The 23,122-nt window shown below is 33.1% G+C and carries 24 protein-coding genes, 1 tRNA gene and 1 other annotated feature; all 25 genes read right to left on the bottom strand.

The window, feature by feature from the left end; genetic code table 11:
* Window position 1: 1 nt before the first annotated feature.
* Window positions 2-667, bottom strand: coding sequence for a 30S ribosomal protein S3 (rpsC, locus tag BN2920_RS03200; RefSeq protein ID WP_058293591.1), 666 nt, complete (start codon window positions 665-667; stop codon window positions 2-4).
* A gap of 21 nt (window positions 668-688) precedes the next feature.
* The gene (rplV, locus tag BN2920_RS03205; RefSeq protein ID WP_058293592.1) at window positions 689-1,024 is read right to left on the bottom strand and encodes a 50S ribosomal protein L22; all 336 of its coding nucleotides are present in this window, start codon (window positions 1,022-1,024) and stop codon (window positions 689-691) included.
* Window positions 1,025-1,044: 20 nt separating this feature from the next.
* Window positions 1,045-1,317 (bottom strand): 30S ribosomal protein S19, encoded by a 273-nt coding sequence (gene rpsS, locus BN2920_RS03210; protein ID WP_058293593.1) that lies wholly within the window; start codon window positions 1,315-1,317, stop codon window positions 1,045-1,047.
* A 68-nt stretch (window positions 1,318-1,385) separates the two neighbouring features.
* Window positions 1,386-2,216 (bottom strand): 50S ribosomal protein L2, encoded by an 831-nt coding sequence (rplB, locus tag BN2920_RS03215; RefSeq protein WP_058293594.1) that lies wholly within the window; start codon window positions 2,214-2,216, stop codon window positions 1,386-1,388.
* 59 nt (window positions 2,217-2,275) lie between these two features.
* The gene (gene rplW, locus BN2920_RS03220) at window positions 2,276-2,572 is read right to left on the bottom strand and encodes a 50S ribosomal protein L23 (RefSeq protein ID WP_058293595.1); all 297 of its coding nucleotides are present in this window, start codon (window positions 2,570-2,572) and stop codon (window positions 2,276-2,278) included.
* Window positions 2,572-3,192, bottom strand: a complete 621-nt coding sequence (rplD, locus tag BN2920_RS03225; protein ID WP_058293596.1) for a 50S ribosomal protein L4 — start codon at window positions 3,190-3,192, stop codon at window positions 2,572-2,574. Before rplD ends, rplW begins: the two co-directional genes overlap by 1 nt.
* A gap of 25 nt (window positions 3,193-3,217) precedes the next feature.
* On the bottom strand, window positions 3,218-3,847 hold the full coding sequence (gene rplC / locus BN2920_RS03230) for a 50S ribosomal protein L3 (protein ID WP_058293597.1): 630 nt from the start codon (window positions 3,845-3,847) through the stop codon (window positions 3,218-3,220).
* Between the two features lie 71 nt (window positions 3,848-3,918).
* Complete coding sequence (gene rpsJ, locus BN2920_RS03235) at window positions 3,919-4,227, bottom strand: 30S ribosomal protein S10 (protein WP_058293598.1); 309 nt, start codon at window positions 4,225-4,227, stop codon at window positions 3,919-3,921.
* 440 nt (window positions 4,228-4,667) lie between these two features.
* Window positions 4,668-5,861: an elongation factor Tu gene (gene tuf / locus BN2920_RS03240; RefSeq protein ID WP_058293046.1), complete on the bottom strand. Its 1,194-nt coding sequence runs from the start codon at window positions 5,859-5,861 to the stop codon at window positions 4,668-4,670.
* A gap of 127 nt (window positions 5,862-5,988) precedes the next feature.
* Window positions 5,989-8,055, bottom strand: a complete 2,067-nt coding sequence (fusA, locus tag BN2920_RS03245; protein ID WP_058293599.1) for an elongation factor G — start codon at window positions 8,053-8,055, stop codon at window positions 5,989-5,991.
* A 90-nt stretch (window positions 8,056-8,145) separates the two neighbouring features.
* Window positions 8,146-8,616: a 30S ribosomal protein S7 gene (gene rpsG / locus BN2920_RS03250; protein ID WP_058293600.1), complete on the bottom strand. Its 471-nt coding sequence runs from the start codon at window positions 8,614-8,616 to the stop codon at window positions 8,146-8,148.
* A gap of 151 nt (window positions 8,617-8,767) precedes the next feature.
* On the bottom strand, window positions 8,768-9,142 hold the full coding sequence (gene rpsL, locus BN2920_RS03255; RefSeq protein WP_058293601.1) for a 30S ribosomal protein S12: 375 nt from the start codon (window positions 9,140-9,142) through the stop codon (window positions 8,768-8,770).
* A gap of 240 nt (window positions 9,143-9,382) precedes the next feature.
* Window positions 9,383-12,913: a DNA-directed RNA polymerase subunit beta' gene (gene rpoC, locus BN2920_RS03260; protein WP_058293602.1), complete on the bottom strand. Its 3,531-nt coding sequence runs from the start codon at window positions 12,911-12,913 to the stop codon at window positions 9,383-9,385.
* A gap of 21 nt (window positions 12,914-12,934) precedes the next feature.
* A complete protein-coding gene (gene rpoB / locus BN2920_RS03265; RefSeq protein ID WP_058293603.1) occupies window positions 12,935-16,639 on the bottom strand; it encodes a DNA-directed RNA polymerase subunit beta in 3,705 nt (1,234 codons plus the stop codon).
* A 315-nt stretch (window positions 16,640-16,954) separates the two neighbouring features.
* Complete coding sequence (rplL, locus tag BN2920_RS03270) at window positions 16,955-17,320, bottom strand: 50S ribosomal protein L7/L12 (protein WP_058293604.1); 366 nt, start codon at window positions 17,318-17,320, stop codon at window positions 16,955-16,957.
* Window positions 17,321-17,375: 55 nt separating this feature from the next.
* Complete coding sequence (rplJ, locus tag BN2920_RS03275) at window positions 17,376-17,879, bottom strand: 50S ribosomal protein L10 (RefSeq protein WP_058293643.1); 504 nt, start codon at window positions 17,877-17,879, stop codon at window positions 17,376-17,378.
* Between the two features lie 34 nt (window positions 17,880-17,913).
* Window positions 17,914-18,040: a sequence feature (ribosomal protein L10 leader region), on the bottom strand.
* A 45-nt stretch (window positions 18,041-18,085) separates the two neighbouring features.
* Window positions 18,086-18,775, bottom strand: coding sequence for a 50S ribosomal protein L1 (gene rplA, locus BN2920_RS03280; RefSeq protein WP_058293605.1), 690 nt, complete (start codon window positions 18,773-18,775; stop codon window positions 18,086-18,088).
* 55 nt (window positions 18,776-18,830) lie between these two features.
* Complete coding sequence (gene rplK / locus BN2920_RS03285; protein WP_022743540.1) at window positions 18,831-19,256, bottom strand: 50S ribosomal protein L11; 426 nt, start codon at window positions 19,254-19,256, stop codon at window positions 18,831-18,833.
* Between the two features lie 71 nt (window positions 19,257-19,327).
* Entirely contained in the window at window positions 19,328-19,849 is a 522-nt protein-coding gene (nusG, locus tag BN2920_RS03290) for a transcription termination/antitermination protein NusG (RefSeq protein ID WP_058293644.1), read from the bottom strand.
* Window positions 19,850-19,888: 39 nt separating this feature from the next.
* The gene (secE, locus tag BN2920_RS03295) at window positions 19,889-20,119 is read right to left on the bottom strand and encodes a preprotein translocase subunit SecE (protein WP_058293606.1); all 231 of its coding nucleotides are present in this window, start codon (window positions 20,117-20,119) and stop codon (window positions 19,889-19,891) included.
* A 46-nt stretch (window positions 20,120-20,165) separates the two neighbouring features.
* Window positions 20,166-20,315, bottom strand: a complete 150-nt coding sequence (rpmG, locus tag BN2920_RS03300) for a 50S ribosomal protein L33 (protein ID WP_058293607.1) — start codon at window positions 20,313-20,315, stop codon at window positions 20,166-20,168.
* Between the two features lie 186 nt (window positions 20,316-20,501).
* Complete coding sequence (tuf, locus tag BN2920_RS03305; RefSeq protein ID WP_058293046.1) at window positions 20,502-21,695, bottom strand: elongation factor Tu; 1,194 nt, start codon at window positions 21,693-21,695, stop codon at window positions 20,502-20,504.
* Between the two features lie 59 nt (window positions 21,696-21,754).
* Window positions 21,755-21,830: transfer RNA gene (locus tag BN2920_RS03310), tRNA-Thr, on the bottom strand.
* A 74-nt stretch (window positions 21,831-21,904) separates the two neighbouring features.
* Window positions 21,905-22,525, bottom strand: coding sequence for an RNA polymerase sporulation sigma factor SigH (gene sigH, locus BN2920_RS03315; protein WP_058293608.1), 621 nt, complete (start codon window positions 22,523-22,525; stop codon window positions 21,905-21,907).
* An 82-nt stretch (window positions 22,526-22,607) separates the two neighbouring features.
* Entirely contained in the window at window positions 22,608-23,120 is a 513-nt protein-coding gene (locus tag BN2920_RS03320) for an NYN domain-containing protein (RefSeq protein ID WP_058293609.1), read from the bottom strand.
* Window positions 23,121-23,122: the final 2 nt, after the last annotated feature.

Raw genomic sequence — 23,122 nt, forward strand, 5'->3', positions numbered from 1 at the left:
CTTATGCGTTAGCCTCTTCCTTTTCAACTTTCTTAGTTGGAAGAACCTCTCCATTATAAACCCAAACTTTAACTCCAATTTTTCCATATGTTGTATCTGCTTCTGCAAATCCATAATTTATATCAGCTCTTAATGTTTGTAGTGGAATTGTTCCTTCATGATATTGTTCAGTTCTTGCGATTTCAGCTCCACCTAATCTTCCTGAACATGCAGTCTTAACACCTTTAATTCCGTGTTTCATAGCTCTTTGCATTGTTTGCTTCATAGCTCTTCTGAAAGAAATTCTCTTTTCTAATTGTGCTGCAATGTTTTCTGCCATTAATTGAGCATCACATTCAGCACTCTTAACTTCAACAATGTTTATTAAAACATTTTTATCTTTAATAAATGAAGTTAATTTACCTTTTAAAGCTTCAATTCCTGCTCCACCTTTTCCAATAATAACACCTGGCTTTGCAGTGTGTATATTTAACTTAACTCTCTTAGCAGCTCTTTCGATTTCTACTTTAGAAATACCCGCTGAGAAAAGTTCTTTTTTAACAAACTTTCTTATTTTGTTATCTTCAACTAGGTTATCTGCAAAATTTTTCTTGTTAGCATACCATTTTGCATCCCAACCCTTGATGACACCTACTCTAAGGCCGTGAGGATTTACTTTTTGACCCACTTGCTTTTCCCTCCTTCTAAACTAAGCTCTTTCTTTAACAACTAGTGTTATGTTGCTTGTTTTCTTTAAAATCTTAAATGCTCTACCTTGTGCATGTGGTTGGAATCTCTTCAATGTTGGACCTTGACCCACAAAGCATTCTGAAACAAATAAGTTATCAGCATTTAATTCTAAATTATGTTCTGCATTTGCAACAGCTGATTTTAATACTTTTTTAATTACTACTGCTGCTTCTCTTGGCGTATATTCTAATATAGCAAAAGCTTCATTAACTTGCTTTCCTCTAATTAAATCTAGAACAACTCCTACTTTTGTTGGAGACATTCTAACATATTTTGCTATAGCTTTAGCTTCCATTTATGATCCTCCTTTCAAGGCTATCTCTTTGATGTTTTATCATCGTGACCTTTATAAGTTCTAGTTAATACAAATTCACCTAACTTATGGCCAACCATATCTTCTGATATATAAACAGGTACATGCTTTCTTCCATCATGAACAGCAATTGTGTGTCCTATGAAAGCTGGATAGATAGTTGAACTTCTTGACCAAGTCTTTACAACCTTTTTTTCTCCAGCTTTATTCATTTCTTCTACCTTATTAAAAAGTCCTTCATGAACAAAAGGTGCTTTCTTTGTTGATCTACTCACTAATATGCCTCCCTTCATAAAATCATCAAGTTTAAGCAACTTGAAGAGAAATAAGTATTCTCCTCAAACTACTTTCTTCTATCTTTAATGATGAATTTATCTGAATATTTCTTAGTTTTTCTAGTTTTGTAACCAAGAGCTGGTTTACCCCATGGAGTAACTGGACTTGGTCTACCGATTGGTGATTTACCTTCACCACCACCATGAGGGTGATCGTTAGGATTCATAACAGAACCTCTTACTGTTGGTCTCCATCCCATATGTCTCTTTCTACCTGCTTTACCGATATTTACAATATCGTTAGTAGTATTTGAAAGACTTCCTATTGTTGCTCTACATTCGATTCTTACATATCTCATTTCACCTGATGGTAATCTAAGAGTTGCATAATCTCCTTCTTTAGCCATTAATTGCGCAGAAGTACCAGCCGATCTTACTAATTGACCACCTTTACCTGTTTGTAATTCCACGTTATGAATTACTGTACCTACTGGTATATTCTTTAATGGTAAAGCGTTACCTGGTTTGATATCAGCATTTACTCCTGATTCAATAACGTCTCCAACTTTTAAAGCTGATGGTGCAAGAATATATCTTTTTTCACCGTCTGCGTATATAACTAAGGCTATATATGCTGTTCTATTTGGATCATATTCTATAGTCGCAACCTTTGCTGGAATTCCATCCTTATTTCTTTTAAAATCTATAATTCTATATTTTCTCTTAGCACCGCCACCACGATGTCTAACAGTAATTTTACCTTGAGCATTTCTACCCGCTTTACTTTTTAAAGTAACAAGAAGTGACTTTTCTGGTGATTGTGAAGTAATTTCTTCAAATGTTGCCATTGTCATTTGTCTTCTTGATGGAGTAATCGGATTAAATTTTTTAACTGCCATTAAAATTCCCTCCTTCTTTAAGCTTTTCTGGTGTTCCTACACCAATAATGGCTTTAATATTATTGCATTCCTTCGAAGAATTCAATTCCGTTGCTTTCTTCTGTTAATGTAACAACAGCTTTCTTGTAGTCTGATCTTTTACCTACATGTACGCCCATTCTCTTAGTTTTTCCCAAACCATTTATAGTATTAACACTTTCAACTTTTACGTTGAATACCTCTTCTACAGCTCTCTTTATTTGAGATTTATTTGCATCAACATGAACGATAAAAGTGTACTTCTTTTCAGCCATATCAGCCATACTCTTTTCAGTTATAACTGGTTTTCTGATTATATCATGACTAGTTAATTTCATTATGCGTACACCTCCTCAATTTTAGATACAGCATCTTTTGTAACGATTAATTTTTCATATTTTAATAAATCATATACATTGATGTTGTTAGCTGGAATTACGCTTACGCCTTCAATATTTCTTGCTGACTTGTATACAGCTTCATTTGATTCAGCAGTAATTATCAATGCTTTTTTAGCTTCTAAAGCTTTTAACATATCAACTACTATTCTTGTTTTTGGTGCCTCAAAACTTAATTCATCTAAAACTATCATTTGTTCATTTTGAACTTTAGTAGTTAAAGCTGATTTCATAGCAACCTTTCTCATACTCTTTGGAACTGCCATTCTGTAATCTCTTGGCTTTGGAGCGAATACTATACCACCTTTAATCCATTGAGGTGCTCTGATAGAACCTTGTCTTGCTCTTCCAGTACCTTTTTGTCTCCAAGGTTTAATTCCTCCCCCTCTAACTTCAGATCTTGTTTTAGCAGATTGAGTTCCTTGTCTTTTATTAGCTAATAACGCTACTACTACTTGATGTAATGCATATTCATTAACTTCTGTCGCAAACACTGTTTCATTTAATTGCATTTCATCAACTTTTTTTCCTTCTTTATTAAATATTCCTACTGTAGGCATTCTATTTCCTCCTTTCCTATAAAAATTAAACTCTTACTGTATCTTTAATTACTACTGTACCTTTGTTAGGTCCTGGAATTCCACCCTTAATTAATATTAAGTTCTTTTCTGGAATAACCTTAACAACTTCTAAGTTTAATACAGTTGTATTTACAGATCCCATATGTCCTGGCATTCTCTTATTTTTGAATGTTCTTGATGGATCTGAAGAAGCTCCCATTGAACCTGGTGCTCTATGGAACTTAGAACCGTGTGTCATAGGTCCTCTTTGTTGATTCCATCTCTTGATAGCTCCTTGGAATCCCTTACCTTTTGAAACTGCTGATACATCTACTTTATCTCCAATTTCAAATACATCAGCTTTTATTTCTTGACCTACTTCATAAGTACTTATGTCTTCTAATCTAAATTCTTTAAGAGTTCTTCTTACACTAACCCCTGCCTTTGCGAAAGTACCTTTTCTTGGCTTGTTAGCTAATTTTTCTCTTATTTCTTCAAAACCAACTTGTATTGCTTCATAACCATCTTTTTCTACAGTTTTCTTTTGAACAACAACACATGGGCCAGCTTCTACTACAGTAACTGGAATAACTTTACCCTTTTCATCAAAAATTTGAGTCATTCCAACTTTTTTACCAATTATAGCTTTTTTCATGTATTTACACCTCCCAAACTAATTAGCGGACTTTTTACAATCATAACTAGCCGTTTTCTTTAAATTTTATATTATAGTTTAATTTCTATATCTACACCAGCTGGAAGATTTAATCTCATTAATGCATCAACAGTTTTTGGTGATGGATTAACTATATCGATTAATCTTTTATGCGTTCTGATTTCGAATTGTTCTCTTGAATCTTTATACTTGTGCACTGCTCTTAATATTGTAACAACATCTTTTTCAGTTGGTAGTGGTACTGGACCTACAACTTTAGCTCCTGTTGTTTTTGCAGTTTCAGTAATTTTTTCAGCTGATTGATCTAATATTGTATGATCAAAAGCTTTTAATCTTATCCTTATTTTTTGCTTTGACATTTCATTTCCCTCCTTTTTTATGTACGTTTTACTTCTAACGCACAACAGCGACTATGTGTAAACTGTTCCAGGTGTTTCATATACACCAAAGACGCTACAAAGCCCTGTTGTTGAGTTCTAGACTCAAACTTACTCATCAAGAATTACCCGGAAGTCCGGCAACCTCTCGAATCCGTGTCGTTATACAACTTCTTTATTATACTATTCTCAATAAATATTTTCAAGTTTTTTTTTATTTTTTAAAAAATTTAATAAAAATAATTATCCTGAAGTATTTAACACAAATATATTTTAGATTTTTACTCATAAAAATACAATATATTTATTTAAGGTTTTATATCCATATTTTATCTTTTACTGCTTTAACAACACTACCATTAATATTTTATGTAAATAATTGAGGTAAGGAATAAATTCCCTACCTCAATTACAATTTAATATTATTCAACTATACTAGTAACAACTCCAGAACCTACAGTTCTTCCACCTTCTCTGATAGCGAATCTTAATCCTTCATCCATTGCGATTGGAGTGATTAATTCAACATTCATGTCAATGTGGTCTCCTGGCATTACCATTTCCATTCCATCTGGTAATTTGATTGAACCAGTAACGTCAGTTGTTCTGAAATAGAATTGTGGTCTATATCCATCGAAGAATGGAGTATGTCTTCCACCTTCTTCTTTTTTAAGTACGTATACTTGACCTACGAACTTAGTATGTGGATGTACTGAGTTTGGTTTTGCTAAAACTTGACCTCTTTCGATTTCAGTTCTTTGAATACCTCTTAATAATGCTCCGATATTATCTCCTGCTTGCGCTTCGTCTAATAACTTTCTGAACATTTCGATTCCAGTTACTACTGTCTTCTTCTTTTCTTCTTGTAATCCAACGATATCTATTTCATCTCCAACATGAAGAACCCCAGCTTCAACTCTTCCTGTTGCAACTGTTCCTCTACCAGTGATTGTAAATACATCTTCAACTGGCATTAAGAATGGTTTATCTGTAGCTCTTTCTGGTGTTGGAATATAACTATCTACTGCATCCATTAAATCTAATATTGGTTTGATAGCTTCTTCATCTGTTGGATTTTCTAATGCTTTTAATGCTGATCCTGTTATTACTGGAATATCATCACCTGGGAAGTCATATTCACTTAATAATTCTCTTACTTCCATTTCAACTAATTCTAATAATTCTGGATCATCTACCATATCTGCTTTGTTTAAGAATACTACTATGTATTCTATACCAACTCTTGATCCTAATAAGATATGTTCTCTTGTTTGTGGCATTGGACCATCTGCTGCTGATACAACTAAGATAGCTCCATCCATTTGTGCAGCTCCTGTAATCATGTTCTTAACATAGTCAGCATGTCCTGGACAGTCTACGTGAGCATAGTGTCTGTTTTCTGTTTCATACTCAACGTGAGCTGTATTGATTGTAATTCCTCTTTCTTTTTCTTCTGGCGCTTTATCTATATCAGCATAGTTAAACGCTTCTGCATATCCTCTGTTTGCTAATACAGTTGTTATAGCTGCTGTTAATGTTGTCTTACCGTGGTCTACGTGACCGATTGTTCCAATGTTAACATGTGGCTTACTTCTCTCGAACTTTTCCTTTGCCATTGTTAAATTCCTCCCTTATGATAGAAATTAATTTTTCAAATCTTTCGTAATTATTATAGCGTATAAAATAGATAATATCTATATATATTATCTATTTTATTATTAATTATTATACTATAATTTAAAATTATTTTGCTCTCTTACCAGCTATTTCTTCTTGTATGTTCTTTGGAACTTCTTCATAGTGGTCGAATACCATAGCGTAAACACCTCTACCTTGAGTTCTTGATCTTAAAGCTGTAGCATATCCAAACATTTCAGATAATGGTATATATGCTCTAATAACTTGAGCTCCATTAACAGCCTCCATGCCTTCCATTCTACCTCTTCTTGAGTTAACGTCTCCAATAACATCTCCCATGTATTCTTCTGGAACTGTTATTTCAACTTTCATCATAGGTTCAAGAAGTACTGGATCTGCTTTAGCCATAGCATTTTTGAACGCCATAGAACCAGCAATTTTAAATGCCATTTCAGATGAGTCAACTTCATGATATGAACCATGTACTAACTTAACTTTGAAGTTAATAACGTTGTATCCAGCAACAATACCATTTAAAGCTGCTTCTTGAATACCTGCATCGATAGCTGGTATATATTCCTTAGGAATAGCTCCACCAACAATAGCATTTTCAAATACATATTCTCCATCAGTTGGTTCCATTTCAATTACAGCATGACCGTATTGACCTTTACCACCTGATTGTTTAGCATATTTAGCTTCAGCTTTAACTGCTGATCTAATTGTTTCTTTGTAAGCAACTTGAGGAGCACCTACATTACATTCAACCTTAAACTCTCTTTGAAGTCTATCAACGATAATATCTAAGTGAAGCTCTCCCATACCTGCAATTATTGTTTGACCTGTTTCTTCATCAGTCCAAGTTTTGAAAGTTGGATCTTCTTCAGCTAACTTAGCTAAAGCTATACCCATCTTTTCTTGACCGGCCTTTGTTTTAGGCTCAATTGCAATATTTATAACTGGTTCTGGGAATTCCATAGACTCAAGAACTACTGGAGATTTTTCATCACATAAAGTATCTCCTGTAGTAGTATTCTTTAATCCAATAACTGCTCCTAATTCACCTGCTTCCAAAGCTTCAACTTCTTGTCTTGAATTAGAGTGCATCTTTACAAGTCTTCCGATTCTTTCTTTCTTACCCTTAGTTGAGTTAAGAACATATGAACCACTTTGCATTACACCTGAATAAATTCTTGTGAACGCCAACTTACCAACAAATGGATCTGTAGCAATTTTAAATGCTAAAGCAGATAATGGTTCGCTATCATCAGCTTTTCTTTCAACTTCTTCACCTTCTAAAGTTGTTCCTTTTACAGCTGGAATATCTAATGGTGATGGTAAGAAGTCCACAACACCATCAATCATTTCTTGAACGCCTTTATTTTTGTATGAAGAACCACAAATACATGGATAAATTTCATTAGCGATTGTTGCTTTTCTTAAAGCAGATTTTAATTCTTCTACAGTAAGTTCTTCACCTTCTAAATACTTTTCCATTAATTCTTCATCTGTTTCAGCTATAGCTTCAATCATGGCAGCTCTATATTCTTCAGCTTGATCTACTAAATCAGCTGGAATTTCTTCTTCTCTCATATCTTTTCCAAGATCATCATAGAATACGATAGCTATATTTCTTATAAGGTCAACCATACCTTTAAAGTTTTCTTCGCTACCTATTGGAATTTGTATTGGAACAGCATTTCCTTTTAATCTATCCTTAACAGTTTCTACACATCTAAAGAAATCTGCACCTGTAGCATCCATCTTATTTACATAAATCATTCTTGGAACACCATATTTATCCGCCTGTCTCCAAACTGTTTCAGTTTGAGGTTCAACCCCACTTTTAGCATCTAAAACAGTAACGGCTCCATCTAGAACTCTTAAAGATCTTTCAACTTCCACTGTGAAGTCTACGTGTCCTGGAGTATCAATGATGTTTAATTCATGACCTTTCCATTCACATGATGTCGCAGCAGAAGTAATTGTTATACCTCTTTCTTGTTCTTGAACCATCCAGTCCATTGTAGCTTCACCATCATGAACTTCTCCTATTTTATGGCTTACACCTGTATAAAATAATATACGCTCAGTAGTTGTTGTTTTACCTGCATCTATATGAGCCATTATTCCGAAATTTCTAAATTTCTCTAAAGGATATTTTCTTGCCATTTATTTGTCCTCCTCTCAAATAGTAAATATAGTAAAATAATTTGACAAAACTGCCTTAGCATTAGCCAAAACAGTTTTGATATATATATATTAGTATCTGTAATGAGCGAATGCTTTATTAGCTTCAGCCATTTTATGAGTATCTTCTCTCTTTTTAACAGCTGCTCCTGTGTTATTAGATGCGTCCATTAATTCTCCTGCAACTCTTTCAGCCATAAGCTTTTCGCCTCTTTTTCTTGCCGCTATTAACATCCATCTTATTCCTAACGTCTGTCTTCTTTCTGGTCTAACTTCTATTGGAACTTGATATGTAGCACCACCTATTCTTCTAGCTTTTACTTCTAATAATGGCATTACATTGTTCATAGCTTCTTCAAATACTTCTAAAGCATCTTTTCCAGTTCTTTGAGCTATTAATTCAAAAGCGTCGTAGCATATTTTTTGCGCTACACCTTTCTTACCATCTAGCATTATGCTGTTGATAAATTTAGTAACAACCTTTGAGTTATAAACTGGATCTGGTAATACGTCTCTTTTTGCAATATGTCCTTTTCTTGGCACTTTTCTTCCCTCCTTAACATTTTGAATTTAAGTTCATCGGTACTCGGCATTATTTTCTAATACCGCAAAGTGCTAATCTTTACATCTATATATAAACTTAACTAAATTCAATATTTATGTTGAAGATAAGCACTATCATAAGTTAAGATTCCTATTTCTTAGGTTTCTTAGCACCGTACTTAGATCTTCCTTGCATTCTGTTAGCTACTCCGGCACAGTCTAACGCACCTCTTACAATATGGTATCTAACACCAGGAAGGTCCTTAACTCTTCCACCTCTTATAAGAACAACACTATGTTCTTGTAAGTTGTGACCAACTCCACCTATATATGCAGTTACTTCATATCCATTTGTTAATCTAACTCTGGCAATTTTTCTTAAAGCTGAGTTAGGCTTCTTAGGAGTTGTTGTTTTAACTACTGTACATACCCCTCTTTTTTGTGGACACTCTTTAAGTGCTGGTGCAGTTGATTTAGCTATAGTTGTCTTTCTGCCTTTTCTTACTAATTGGCTAATAGTTGGCATTGTTTCACCTCCTGAAATTTATTTTATCTATATAAATAAAGATAAAAACTAATTTATTTTTAAATATTGGGTAATCTACTATTATTTTAAAATTTCAATATTAAATTATGTAAATAATTTATAAAATATACGAAACTTATTTATTGTGTTGACACATATCTGTATATTTTATAGAGTAAATCACACAAATTGTATTTTATCATTTTAATATACACATGTCAACACAATAAGTTTCTAATATTAAACTGTTTCTATTTCTTCTACAGATTCTTCCTCTGCTGCTTCTATGTTAAGATTTCTATATCTCATCATTCCTGTACCAGCTGGAATAAGTTTACCAATTATAACATTTTCTTTTAAGCCTACTAATGGATCTACTTTTCCTTTTATTGCTGCTTCTGTTAATACTCTTGTTGTTTCTTGGAATGACGCTGCTGATAAGAAGCTATCTGTTGCTAATGCTGCTTTAGTAATTCCCAAAAGAGTTTCTTCTCCTTTGGCTTCTTCTCCACCAAATTCTCTAACTCTAGCATTTTCTTCTTTGAAATCAAACATATCTATCATTGTTCCTGGTAAAAGATCTGTATCTCCAGATTCACTAACTTTTATTTTTCTTGTCATTTGTCTTACAACTACTTCTAGATGTTTATCATTAATATCAACACCTTGTAATCTATAAACTTTTTGAACTTCTGAGAGTAAATATCTTCTTGCACCATCAATTCCTTTGATATTCATTATATCATGCGGATTAACAGAGCCTTCTGTTATTTCATCTCCTGCTTCTATATAGTCACCTTCAGTTACTCTTAATCTAGATCCAAATGGAATATCATAGCTACGTTCTTCTCCATCAGAACTCATAACTATAACCATTCTCTTTTTCTTTGTTTCTTCTATTTTAATACTTCCTGCTATTTCTGATACAATTGCAAGCCCTTTTGGTTTTCTAGCCTCAAATAACTCCTCAACTCTAGGTAAACCTTGAGTGATATCTGCACCTGAAGCAACTCCACCTGTATGGAATGTTCTCATTGTAAGTTGTGTTCCTGGCTCTCCGATTGATTGTGCTGCTATAATACCAACTGCTTCACCTATATCAATCTTTTTAGCAGTAGCCATGTTCATACCATAACATCTTGAACATACACCCACTTTACAATCACATGTAAATACTGATCTTATTTTTACTTTTTTAATTCCTAACGAAGTAATTTTTTCAGCTGCATCTATATCCATATATTCATTTCTAGGAACTACAACTTCTCCATTTTCTGGGTTTATAACATCTTCAGCAGTATATCTACCAATTAGTCTTTCTTTTAATTCCTCAATAACTTCATTTCCTTCTTTGATTTCTGTAACATAAAGACCTTCAGAAGTTCCACAGTCTTCTTCTCTAACAATTACATCTTGAGAAACATCAACAAGCCTTCTTGTTAAATACCCTGAATCCGCTGTTTTTAATGCAGTATCAGCATTACCTTTTCTAGCACCATGTGTAGATAAGAAATATTCTAATACATCCAAACCTTCTTTGAATGATGCTTTGATTGGCAATTCTATGATTTTACCAGATGGACTCGCCATAAGTCCTCTCATACCAGCTAATTGCTTAATTTGTGACTTAGAACCTCTCGCTCCTGAGTCTGCCATCATATATATTGGATTAAACTTATCAAGACTGTCCATTAAAGCATTCGCAATGTCCTCAGTTGTTTGAGTCCACTTTTCAATAACTCTTTCATATCTTTCGTCATCAGATATGAATCCTCTCTTATACATTTTTTCAATTTTTTCAACTGTTTCATCAGCTTCTTTAAGTAATTCATATTTAGCATCTGGAACTATAATATCCGATGTCGCAACTGTTACCGCTCCAATTGATGAATAATGATATCCTAGCGCTTTTATATTATCAAGCATCACTGATGTCTTTATTGGGCCATGCTTCATATAGCAATTATCTATAATTCTACCTAATGATTTTTTAGTTACTAAGAAATCAACTTCCAAATCAAATTTTGTTTCTTCATTGCTTCTATCGACTAATCCTAGATTTTGAGGTATTGATTCATTGAAAATTATTTTACCAACTGTAGTTTTAATTATTCTTGATTGTTTTACTCCATCAAATTCTCTACTTACTTTTACATTAATCTTTGCATGGATATTAATAGCCTTTGTCTCATATGCCATTATAGCTTCATCTACACTAGAGAAAGTCATTCCTTCTCCTTTAGCACCATCTCTATCCATTGTTAAGTAATATGATCCAAGAACCATATCTTGTGTAGGAACACAAACCGGTTTACCATCTGATGGCTTTAATATATTGCTTGCACCTAGCATTAAAAACCTTGCTTCCGCTTGTGCTTCAACAGATAATGGAAGATGGACAGCCATTTGGTCACCATCAAAGTCAGCATTGTATGCTGTACAAGATAATGGATGAAGTTTTATTGCCTTACCTTCTACTAAGACTGGTTGAAATGCTTGAATTCCAAGTCTATGCAGTGTAGGAGCACGATTAAGTAATACTGGATGATCAGCAATAACCTCTTCTAGTACATCCCAGACTTGTGGTTGAACTCTTTCAACCATTCTCTTAGCACTTTTAATATTATGAGCAATTCCATCTTGAACTAGTTTCTTCATAACAAATGGTTTAAATAACTCTATAGCCATTTCTTTTGGAAGACCGCATTGATACATTTTTAATTCTGGACCAACAACAATAACTGATCTTCCCGAATAGTCAACTCTCTTACCAAGTAAGTTTTGTCTAAATCTTCCTTGCTTACCTTTTAACATATCAGAAAGAGATTTTAAAGGTCTATTTCCCGGACCTGTTACAGGCCTACCTCTTCTACCATTATCAATAAGTGCATCTACAGCCTCTTGAAGCATTCTTTTTTCATTTCTAACAATTATATCAGGAGCTCCTAAATCTAATAACTTCTTTAATCTGTTATTTCTATTTATAACTCTTCTATATAAATCATTTAAATCAGAAGTAGCAAATCTTCCACCATCTAGTTGAACCATTGGTCTTAAATCTGGCGGTATTACTGGTATAACACTTATAACCATCCACCCTGGTTTATTCCCAGATTTTCTAAATGATTCTACCACTTCTAATCTTCTAATTATTCTTACTTTTTTTTGACCAGTACTCTGTTTTAATTCTTCTTTTAGTTCCTTTGACGCTGATTCTAAGTCAATCTCATTTAATAATTCTTGGATTGCTTCTGCACCCATACTAGCTTCAAAGCTTTCATCACCATATTTTTCAACAGCTTCTCTATACTCTTTTTCATTAAGAAGTTGTTTCTTTAATAGTGGTGTTTCTTTTGGATCTGTAACTATATAAGAAGCAAAATATAATACTTTTTCTAAAGATCTTGGTGACATATCTAGTAACAATCCCATTCTTGATGGGATTCCTTTAAAGTACCAAATGTGAGATACAGGGGCAGCCAATTCAATGTGCCCCATTCTTTCTCTTCTTACCTTAGCCTTAGTAACTTCTACTCCACATCTATCACAAACTATTCCCTTATATCTAACTCTCTTATATTTTCCACAATGACATTCCCAATCTTTCATTGGTCCAAATATTCTTTCACAGAATAAACCATCTCTTTCTGGCTTTAAAGTTCTGTAATTAATTGTTTCTGGTTTTTTAACTTCTCCTCTTGACCACTCTCTTATTTGTTCTGGAGATGCTAAACCAATTTGTATTGCATCAAAATTATTTAATTCAAACAAGGGTAAATCCTCCCTTCAAAATTAGTGTTCATCATTAAATCCATCTAAATCTAGCTGATCTAGTTCTTCGATATCTGCATTTTCGTCATAATCAATATCATCAAGGTCATCTTCCCTAGTCTCATCATAGCCATCATTTATAATTTCCGGTTCTGGAGTAATACTTTCTTCAGTTCCCTCTATATTAACTTCCAAATCTGCCATGTCATCATCAGTAAACTCTTTTAATTTAACTTCTTCATGCGAGTCATTTAGAACCTTTATATCAAGACATAAAGCTTGAAGTTCCTTTATAAGAACTTTAAATGATTCCGGAACACCTGGTTCTGGTATATTTTCACCTTTAACTATAGCCTCATATGTTTTAACTCTACCTACAACATCATCTGATTTAACTGTTAAAATTTCTTGTAATGTATGTGCTGCGCCGTATGCTTCAAGTGCCCAAACTTCCATTTCTCCAAATCTTTGCCCACCAAATTGAGCTTTACCTCCAAGTGGTTGTTGCGTAACTAAAGAGTATGGTCCAGTTGATCTAGCATGTATCTTATCATCAACTAAGTGATGAAGCTTTAAGATATACATTATTCCAACAGTTACTTCATTATCAAACGGCTCTCCTGTTCTTCCGTCATATAATATAGTCTTAGCATTAGCATTAAATCCAGCCTTTTCTAAGCATTCTGTAATTTCACTTTCTGTTGCTCCATCAAATACTGGTGTTGCTATGTGCCAACCTAAATGGCTTGCTGCCCATCCTAAATGAACTTCAAGCACCTGCCCTATATTCATACGTGAAGGAACTCCTAGCGGATTTAAGCAAATTTGAAGTGGTCTTCCATCTGGTAAAAACGGCATATCTTCTTCCGGTAAAACTCTTGATATAACCCCTTTATTACCATGACGTCCTGCCATCTTATCACCAACTGATATTTTTCTTTTTTGTGCGATATAGCATCTTACAAGTTCATTAACTCCTGGATTTAATTCATCTCCATTTTCTCTTGTAAATACTTTAATATCAACAATTATACCAGCTTCTCCATGTGGCACTCTTAATGAAGTATCTCTTACTTCTCTAGCTTTTTCTCCAAATATTGCTCTCAGCAATCTTTCTTCTGCTGTTAATTCTGTTTCGCCCTTTGGTGTAACCTTACCTACTAATATATCTCCAGATCTTACTTCAGCACCTATTCTGATTATTCCTCTTTCATCCACATCTTTAAGCGCATCATCGCTTACATTTGGAATATCTCTTGTTATTTCTTCTGGGCCTAGCTTCGTATCTCTCGCTTCGCATTCATATTCTTCAATATGCATAGAAGTAAAGATATCTTCTCTAACTAATTCTTCAGAAATCAGCATAGCATCTTCGTAGTTATATCCTTCCCATGTTATGAATCCCATTCTGATATTTCTACCTAATGCAATTTCACCTAAATCTGTTGATGGACCGTCTGCAATAACCTGATTCTTATATACAACTTCTCCTGTATCTACTATTGGCCTTTGATTAATACAAGTACCTGAGTTACTTCTCTTAAACTTTAATAGTTTATATACATCTATACCACCATCTGAATCTCTTTTAATTTTTATTTCAGAACCAGATACATATGTAACAATTCCTGCATTTTTCGCTTTAGGAAGTACTCCTGAATCTACAGCTGCTTTATACTCAATACCAGTACCCACTATTGGTGCTTGTGGCTTTAATAATGGAACTGCTTGACGTTGCATGTTTGATCCCATAAGTGCTCTTGTAGCATCATCATTTTCAAGGAACGGAATCATAGCTGTTGCAACTGATACCATCTGTCTTGCAGATACATCAATCAAATCTACATCTGTAGACGGAACTACGAACACGTCTTCTAAGTGTCTTACTGTAACCTTTTTATCGATAAAATGTCCTTCTTCATCTAGCGGTTCTTTTGCTTGAGCTATTAAAAACTGATCTTCTTCATCTGCAGTAAAGTATCTAATTTCATCTGTAGCTCTACCGTGTTCTTTATCAACTATTCTATATGGTGTTTCTATAAAACCATATTCATTGACTTTAGCAAAAGTAGCTAATGAATTAATAAGACCTATATTCGGACCTTCTGGTGTTTCTATAGGACACATTCTTCCATAATGTGAATGGTGAACGTCTCTAACTTCAAACCCTGCTCTTTCTCTTGAAAGTCCCCCTGGTCCTAATGCTGATAATCTTCTTTTATGAGTTAATTCCGATAATGGATTTGTTTGATCCATGAATTGTGATAATTGTGAGCTTCCAAAGAATTCTTTTATAGCTGCTGCCACCGGTCTTATATTTATTAACATCTGTGGAGTTATTGCTTCTTGATCTTGAATAGTCATTCTTTCTTTAACTACTCTTTCCATCCTTGATAAACCAATTCTAAATTGATTTTGTAATAATTCTCCAACTGATCTTAATCTTCTATTTCCTAAATGGTCTATATCATCAACATAGCCTATTCCATATGCTAATCCTAGTTCATAACTAATAGTTGCGAAAATATCATCTCTTATAATATGTTTTGGAATAAGTCTTGAAATATTCTTCTTTATCTCTTCTTTAATAGTTGATTCATCAGAAAAGTTATCTAATATTTCTCTTAATGTTGGATAGTGTACTAATTCTTTAATTCCTAAATCTGAAATATCAAATGAAACTTGTTTATTTATATCAACAAAATGGTTACTTATTACCCTAACCACCTTATCTTCTATTAATAGATCAACAGATTTAACACCAGCATTTTGTATTTCTTCAGCCATCAACCTACTAATTTTTTGATTTTTCTCAACCATTATTTCTCCAGTTTGTGGATTAACAATATCCCCTGCAGATACTTGGTTTGCTATTCTTAAATTTAATGCTAGCTTTCTATTAAATTTATATCTACCTACTCTAGATAAATCATATCTTTTTGCATCAAAAAATAGAGTATCAATTAAAGATATAGCACTATCAACTGTTGGTGGCTCTCCTGGTCTTAATCTTTTATATATTTCAAGCAATGCCTCTTCTTTAGTCTTAGTATTATCTTTTTCTATTGAAGCTCTAAGTCTTTCTTCTTCTCCAAAAAAGTCTAATAATTCTTGATCACTGCCAAAACCCATAGCTCTCGCTAATATAGTGATTGGTAGCTTTCTTGTCTTATCTATTCTTACATAGATTATATCATTTGAATCTGTTTCATACTCTAACCATGCACCCCTATTAGGAATTACAGTAGCAGAATATAATTTTTTACCACTCTTGTCTATAGAGTAATTATAATATACGCCTGGTGATCTTACTAATTGACTTACTATAACTCTTTCTGCACCATTGATTACAAAAGTACCTTGTTCAGTCATTAAAGGAAAATCTCCCATGAACACTTCTTGTTCTTTTATTTCACCAGTTTCATTATTTTGAAGTCTTACTGAAACTTTCAGTGGAGCTGCATATGTTGCATCTCTTTCTTTACATTCTTCAACTGAGTATTTGATATTTTCCATATCAAGTTTATAATCAACAAATTCTAAAACTAAATTACCCGTAAAATTTGTTATCGGATTGATATCCTCAAAAACTTCGTGTAATCCTTCATCTAGAAACCATTGATATGAATCTAATTGAACCTCAATTAGATTTGGCATTTCAGTAACATCTTTAACCTTACCGAAACTCATTCTTGTTCTTTTCCCAACTTGGACAGGATGTACCATGAACTTTCACCCCTTGTATAAACTAAAATAACCAAAAGCATACTTTCCCTAAGGACTTTGCTTTCGGACAGCGTCTTTTTATAGTATAACCATTAATAACCAAATTATACTCTGTTTTTCCACTAAGAATATATATTATTCCATAGTGAATAATACATTATATTATAATATCATATGATTTTTTTATTGTCAACACAATTTAAAATGTAATATTTAGTCATAAAGCTATATATAATATTTACTATGAATTTGTATAATAAACATTATATATAGCTTTATACAACCAACAAAAAAGGTGCATAAAGCACCTTTTTATTATTTAAATTCTACAGTAGCTCCAACTTCAGCTAATTTAGCTTTCATTTCTTCTGCTTCTTCTTTAGCAACGCCTTCTTTTAATGTCTTAGGAGCTCCATCAACTATTTCTTTAGCTTCTTTTAATCCTAATCCAGTTATTTCTCTTACAACTTTGATAACCTTTATTTTGTTATCTCCAGCGCTAGCTAATACTACATCAAATTCTGATTTTTCTTCAGCAGCAGCTCCACCAGCTACAGCTCCACCAGCTACAACAGCAGCAGCAGCACTTACTCCAAATTCTTCTTCACAAGCCTTTACTAATTCGTTTAATTCTAAAACGCTCATTTCTTTAATTGCTTGAATTATATCTTCTCTTGTCATTTTAATAGCACCTCCGAAAATTTTTATAAAATTATTTTTTTATTTTCCACAAATATTATTCTGCAGATTCTGTTCCCTTACTATCAGCAATAGCACTTATTACACGTGCAAAGCTTGATATTGGAGACTTGATACTTCCAAGAAGTTTTGCGATAAGAACTTCTTTTGATGGTATTGTTGCAAGTTGTTGAATCTTTGCTGCATCATATAATTCTCCATCTACGATACCAGCTTTAAGTTCTAAAGCTTTATGATCTTTTGCAAAATCATTTAATATTCTTGCAGGAGCTGTTACGTCATCATATCCAAACGCAATAGACACAGGTCCTTCTAAATATTCATCAAAACCTTCAATTCCTAATTCTTTAACAGCTAAAGTAACTAAAGTATTTTTATATACTTTATATTCAATTCCAGCTTCTCTTAAATTCTTTCTTAGTAAAGTATCTTCTTCAACAGTTAATCCTTGATATTTAGCAAGAACAACCGCTTGAGCTTTTTCTAACTTTTCTTTGATTTCTGCAACTTTTGCTTCTTTAAGTTGTCTGTTCTTATTTATCACTGCGGTCCACCTCCTCACAGTTTTAAACTGCTTATTTATTTAAAAAGATCTTCCCGCAGACAGGAAGATCTATAATAACTAATTATTATATACCTCGGTAGGTAGTTATCCTTTTATGCTTTCGCACCTACTGTCTACGGAAAAATTTATTCTTTTTTCAACAACATTTGATATTGTATCACTTAACTTATTTTAAGTCAATACTAATCTAAAACTTTTGTTGGATTTATTTTAGCTCCTGGTCCCATTGTACTTGAAACTGATACCGATTTTACATATTGTCCTTTAGCCGCTGCTGGTTTAGCCTTGATTAAAGCTTCCATTAAAGCATTAAAGTTTTCTTTTAACTTCTCTACTCCAAATGATTTCTTTCCAATAGGGCAGTGAACTATAGCAGTTTTATCTACTCTATATTCAACCTTACCAGCTTTTATATCTTCAATAGCTTTAGTAACATCAAATGTTACTGTTCCTGATTTAGGGTTTGGCATTAATCCTTTAGGTCCTAAAACCCTACCGATTCTACCAACAACCCCCATCATATCTGGAGTTGCTACAACTACATCATAGTCGAACCAATTTTCACTTTGAATTTTTTGAACTAATTCTTCTGCTCCAACAAAATCTGCTCCAGCTGCTTTAGCTTCATCAGCTTTAGCACCTTTTGCAAATACAAGCACTTTGACAGTTTTACCTGTTCCGTTAGGTAAAACAACAGCACCTCTTACTTGTTGGTCTGCATGCCTTGGATCTACTCCAAGTCTTACATGTAGTTCAATTGTTTCATCAAAATTAGCTTTTGCAGTCTTTAAAACAAGATCTAATGCCTCATTAGAACTATATAGTGTACTTTTATCTATAAGCTTTGCACTTTCAATGTATTTTTTTCCCATTTCTTTTCCTCCTCCGTGGTAATAACGGTTTTTACCTCCCACTTAATTTTACGAATTACTCTTCAATAGTTACGCCCATACTTCTAGCTGTTCCAGCAATCATTCTCATTGCTGATTCAACGTTAGCAGCATTTAAATCCGGCATCTTAGTTTCTGCTATTTTTTTAAGTTGATCTTGAGTTAACTTACCAACCTTAGTTTTATTAGGAACCCCTGATCCGCTTTCTAATCCTAATTCTTTCTTAATTAGAACTGCAGCTGGAGGTGTTTTTAATATAAAACTAAAAGATCTATCTTGGTAAACTGTTATAACTACTGGTATTATTAATCCTGCTTGGTTTGCTGTTTTAGCATTAAACTCCTTACAGAATCCCATTATATTTACACCATGTTGACCTAAAGCTGGACCAACTGGTGGAGCTGGTGTTGCCTTACCTGCTTGAAGTTGAAGTTTAATCATTCCAGTTACTTTCTTAGCCATTTTTGTTATTCCTCCTATTACTGTGGTATATGCGAACTTTTCGTTCTCCCACTTTATTAAATCAGTTTACATTAAACTAATTTTTCAACTTGATTAAAATCTAATTCGGCAAGAGTTTCTCTGCCAAACATTTCTACTAAAGCCTTAACTTTATGTTTCTCTAAAATTATCTCTTGTATTATAGCTATGGAATCTCTTAACGGTCCTGAGATAATTCTTATATTTTCCCCTATTTCTAAATCTATATCAATAGTAGTTTCTACCACTCCCATTGATTGAACTTCATCATCTGATAGAGGAACTGGTTTTGATCCTGGACCGACAAATCCTGTTACACCTCTTGTATTTCTTACAACGTACCAAGCTTCATCACCCATTATCATCTTAACTAGCACATATCCAGGAAATTTTTTCTTTAATGAGACTTTGCGCTTACCATCTTTTTCTTCAACCACTTCTTCCATTGGTACTTGTATATCATGGATAAGAGATTCAAGATTTCTGTTTTCAATTGCTTTTTCTAGATTTGCTTTAACCTTATTTTCATATCCAGAGTATGTATGTACTACATACCATCTTGCTCTTTCACTCATAGTCATTTCAGCAACAATGAATATTGCCAAACCTCCTTATTATTTTAATTTTAAAATCATTTCAAAGAGGCTCTTGAAAATAAAATCAAATCCACCAACTAATACTATGTATATTACAGTGAATATTAAAACTGCAATTAATGCTTTCTTTGTCTCATTCTTTGAAGGCCAAGTTATTTTTTTCACCTCAGCCTTAACCTCTCTAAAAAAACTAAACAAACTACTCTTTTGAACAGCCTTTCCAGTTTTCACATTATTTTTATCTGACATACTATCACATCCTTAATTTTAATAAGCATATGTCATTTTAGGCTAACTATTTTGTTTCTCTATGAAGAGTGTGTTTTTTGCAGAATTTACAATATTTTCTCATTTCTAATCTATCTGGATCATTTTTCTTGTTCTTCATTGAATCATAATTTCTTTGTTTACACTCTGTGCATGCTAAAGTTATCTTTGTTCTCATGACTGCACCTCCAGTTTCATATATTTCATATATATTAAACAAAAGATCTTATCTTTTGTTTTTGTTGAAAAGACTTACTTTTAATTTCACTTATATAAAATATCATACAAGATCTTTATTGTCAATCACCTTTAAATAGGACTAAGTTAAATAACTTAGTCCTATTTATTTAAAGAATAATTAATATTATTCAACTATACTAGTAACAACTCCAGAACCTACAGTTCTTCCACCTTCTCTGATAGCGAATCTTAATCCTTCATCCATTGCGATTGGAGTGATTAATTCAACATTCATGTCAATGTGGTCTCCTGGCATTACCATTTCCATTCCATCTGGTAATTTGATTGAACCAGTAACGTCAGTTGTTCTGAAATAGAATTGTGGTCTATATCCATCGAAGAATGGAGTATGTCTTCCACCTTCTTCTTTTTTAAGTACGTATACTTGACCTACGAACTTAGTATGTGGATGTACTGAGTTTGGTTTTGCTAAAACTTGACCTCTTTCGATTTCAGTTCTTTGAATACCTCTTAATAATGCTCCGATATTATCTCCTGCTTGCGCTTCGTCTAATAACTTTCTGAACATTTCGATTCCAGTTACTACTGTCTTCTTCTTTTCTTCTTGTAATCCAACGATATCTATTTCATCTCCAACATGAAGAACCCCAGCTTCAACTCTTCCTGTTGCAACTGTTCCTCTACCAGTGATTGTAAATACATCTTCAACTGGCATTAAGAATGGTTTATCTGTAGCTCTTTCTGGTGTTGGAATATAACTATCTACTGCATCCATTAAATCTAATATTGGTTTGATAGCTTCTTCATCTGTTGGATTTTCTAATGCTTTTAATGCTGATCCTGTTATTACTGGAATATCATCACCTGGGAAGTCATATTCACTTAATAATTCTCTTACTTCCATTTCAACTAATTCTAATAATTCTGGATCATCTACCATATCTGCTTTGTTTAAGAATACTACTATGTATTCTATACCAACTCTTGATCCTAATAAGATATGTTCTCTTGTTTGTGGCATTGGACCATCTGCTGCTGATACAACTAAGATAGCTCCATCCATTTGTGCAGCTCCTGTAATCATGTTCTTAACATAGTCAGCATGTCCTGGACAGTCTACGTGAGCATAGTGTCTGTTTTCTGTTTCATACTCAACGTGAGCTGTATTGATTGTAATTCCTCTTTCTTTTTCTTCTGGCGCTTTATCTATATCAGCATAGTTAAACGCTTCTGCATATCCTCTGTTTGCTAATACAGTTGTTATAGCTGCTGTTAATGTTGTCTTACCGTGGTCTACGTGACCGATTGTTCCAATGTTAACATGTGGCTTACTTCTCTCGAACTTTTCCTTTGCCATTGTTAAATTCCTCCCTTAAATCATGTAATAAACTTTGCCTAGTGTTTTTTTATTTTATTTGGAGCTCACAATCGGGATTGAACCGACGACCTCCGCCTTACCAAGGCGACGCTCTGCCTACTGAGCTATGTGAGCGTTCATTTTATGCTATTCCTTGATATACCAATTATAAATTTTACTATTCTTTTTTTTATTTGTCAATAAAAAAATTATTTTATATCTAAATACTTTTCCAGTTTTCTTTTTACTCTTTGTAAAGCATTATCGATAGATTTAGAATGCCTCTCTAAATCACATGCTATTTCTTGATAAGACTTCCCATCTAAGTATGATGTAAGAACTTCCAACTCTAAATCTGATAACACATTTTCTATTTTATCCTCAATATAATCCATTTGTTCTTTACTTATTATAAGTTCTTCTGGATCTGAAATCTTTATACCAGCTAAAACATCTAATAATGTTCGTTCAGATTCTTCTTCATAAATTGGTTTATTCAATGATACATAAGTATTTAATGGAATATGCTTTTGTCTAGTAGCAGTTTTAATTGCAGTAATGATCTGTCGCGTTACACATATTTCTGCAAAAGCCTTAAACGATGTTGACTTATCAGGTTTATAATCTCTAATAGCTTTGTAAAAACCAATCATTCCTTCTTGATAAATATCTTCTTTATCTGCCCCAATTAAAAAATATGACTTAGCCTTTGACTTAACAAAATTTTCATATTTAGAAATCAAATAATCTTGCGCTCTATTATCTCCTGATTTTGCTTCTATAACAATTTCTTCATCTGATTTATCTTTAAATTCTAAAAACTTTTCCAACGATTCTCACTCAACTCTCTTCTGCATAAAACTACTTATGTAAACAATTATACCTTAGCAAAATTGCCTTAGTCAACTTAATTCATTTTCCCCTTCTAATTTTTTCCAACTTTTCAACAATACTATCAGGAATATTATCACTTAAGCTATTTTTATATCCAATCTTATTATTTTCAGAATTCTTTTTAATCACTTTTTCTACCTTTAAAATTTCATTATAAAATTCTAAAGAAGACATTCTAACTGCCCCTCTTTGAAATACCGTTTGTTGCTCTAAATTATCAGAAGTTACTACTACTATCTCATGTTTTCTTCCTAATTGGTTAACTTTTTTCTCAATATAACTATCAGCCGTTTCTCCATCTTTAGTAAAAATAACCGATATATGATTGCTAACCTCTTCTTTTTTCTCAATACTTCCTGTAACCTTATGTGCATCAAAGACTATAGATATTCTGCAACTATTAAATACAGAATAATTATGAAGAATATCTATCAGAGACTGCCTTGCACCTTCAAAAGTAAAATCTTTTGTAGCTTTTAAATTAGGCCAGCTATTTATAACATTGTACCCATCTACAAAAATAGTTTTCACAT

The sequence above is a fragment of the Clostridium neonatale genome (assembly GCF_001458595.1).
In the GTDB taxonomy this organism is placed as follows: Bacteria; Bacillota; Clostridia; order Clostridiales; family Clostridiaceae; genus Clostridium; species Clostridium neonatale.

What these genes read in the sequence shown, in the direction of transcription:
- rplV (WP_058293592.1), bottom strand. Translation starts at nt 1,024, where the DNA reads ATGGAAGCTAAAGCTATAGCAAAATATGTTAGAATGTCTCCAACAAAA.
- rplB (WP_058293594.1), bottom strand. Translation starts at nt 2,216, where the DNA reads ATGGCAGTTAAAAAATTTAATCCGATTACTCCATCAAGAAGACAAATG.
- rplW (WP_058293595.1), bottom strand. Translation starts at nt 2,572, where the DNA reads ATGAAATTAACTAGTCATGATATAATCAGAAAACCAGTTATAACTGAA.
- rplD (WP_058293596.1), bottom strand. Translation starts at nt 3,192, where the DNA reads ATGCCTACAGTAGGAATATTTAATAAAGAAGGAAAAAAAGTTGATGAA.
- rplC (WP_058293597.1), bottom strand. Translation starts at nt 3,847, where the DNA reads ATGAAAAAAGCTATAATTGGTAAAAAAGTTGGAATGACTCAAATTTTT.
- rpsJ (WP_058293598.1), bottom strand. Translation starts at nt 4,227, where the DNA reads ATGTCAAAGCAAAAAATAAGGATAAGATTAAAAGCTTTTGATCATACA.
- tuf (WP_058293046.1), bottom strand. Translation starts at nt 5,861, where the DNA reads ATGGCAAAGGAAAAGTTCGAGAGAAGTAAGCCACATGTTAACATTGGA.
- fusA (WP_058293599.1), bottom strand. Translation starts at nt 8,055, where the DNA reads ATGGCAAGAAAATATCCTTTAGAGAAATTTAGAAATTTCGGAATAATG.
- rpsL (WP_058293601.1), bottom strand. Translation starts at nt 9,142, where the DNA reads ATGCCAACTATTAGCCAATTAGTAAGAAAAGGCAGAAAGACAACTATA.
- rpoB (WP_058293603.1), bottom strand. Translation starts at nt 16,639, where the DNA reads ATGGTACATCCTGTCCAAGTTGGGAAAAGAACAAGAATGAGTTTCGGT.
- rplL (WP_058293604.1), bottom strand. Translation starts at nt 17,320, where the DNA reads ATGACAAGAGAAGATATAATTCAAGCAATTAAAGAAATGAGCGTTTTA.
- rplA (WP_058293605.1), bottom strand. Translation starts at nt 18,775, where the DNA reads ATGGGAAAAAAATACATTGAAAGTGCAAAGCTTATAGATAAAAGTACA.
- rplK (WP_022743540.1), bottom strand. Translation starts at nt 19,256, where the DNA reads ATGGCTAAGAAAGTAACTGGAATGATTAAACTTCAACTTCAAGCAGGT.
- nusG (WP_058293644.1), bottom strand. Translation starts at nt 19,849, where the DNA reads ATGAGTGAAAGAGCAAGATGGTATGTAGTACATACATACTCTGGATAT.
- secE (WP_058293606.1), bottom strand. Translation starts at nt 20,119, where the DNA reads ATGTCAGATAAAAATAATGTGAAAACTGGAAAGGCTGTTCAAAAGAGT.
- rpmG (WP_058293607.1), bottom strand. Translation starts at nt 20,315, where the DNA reads ATGAGAACAAAGATAACTTTAGCATGCACAGAGTGTAAACAAAGAAAT.
- tuf (WP_058293046.1), bottom strand. Translation starts at nt 21,695, where the DNA reads ATGGCAAAGGAAAAGTTCGAGAGAAGTAAGCCACATGTTAACATTGGA.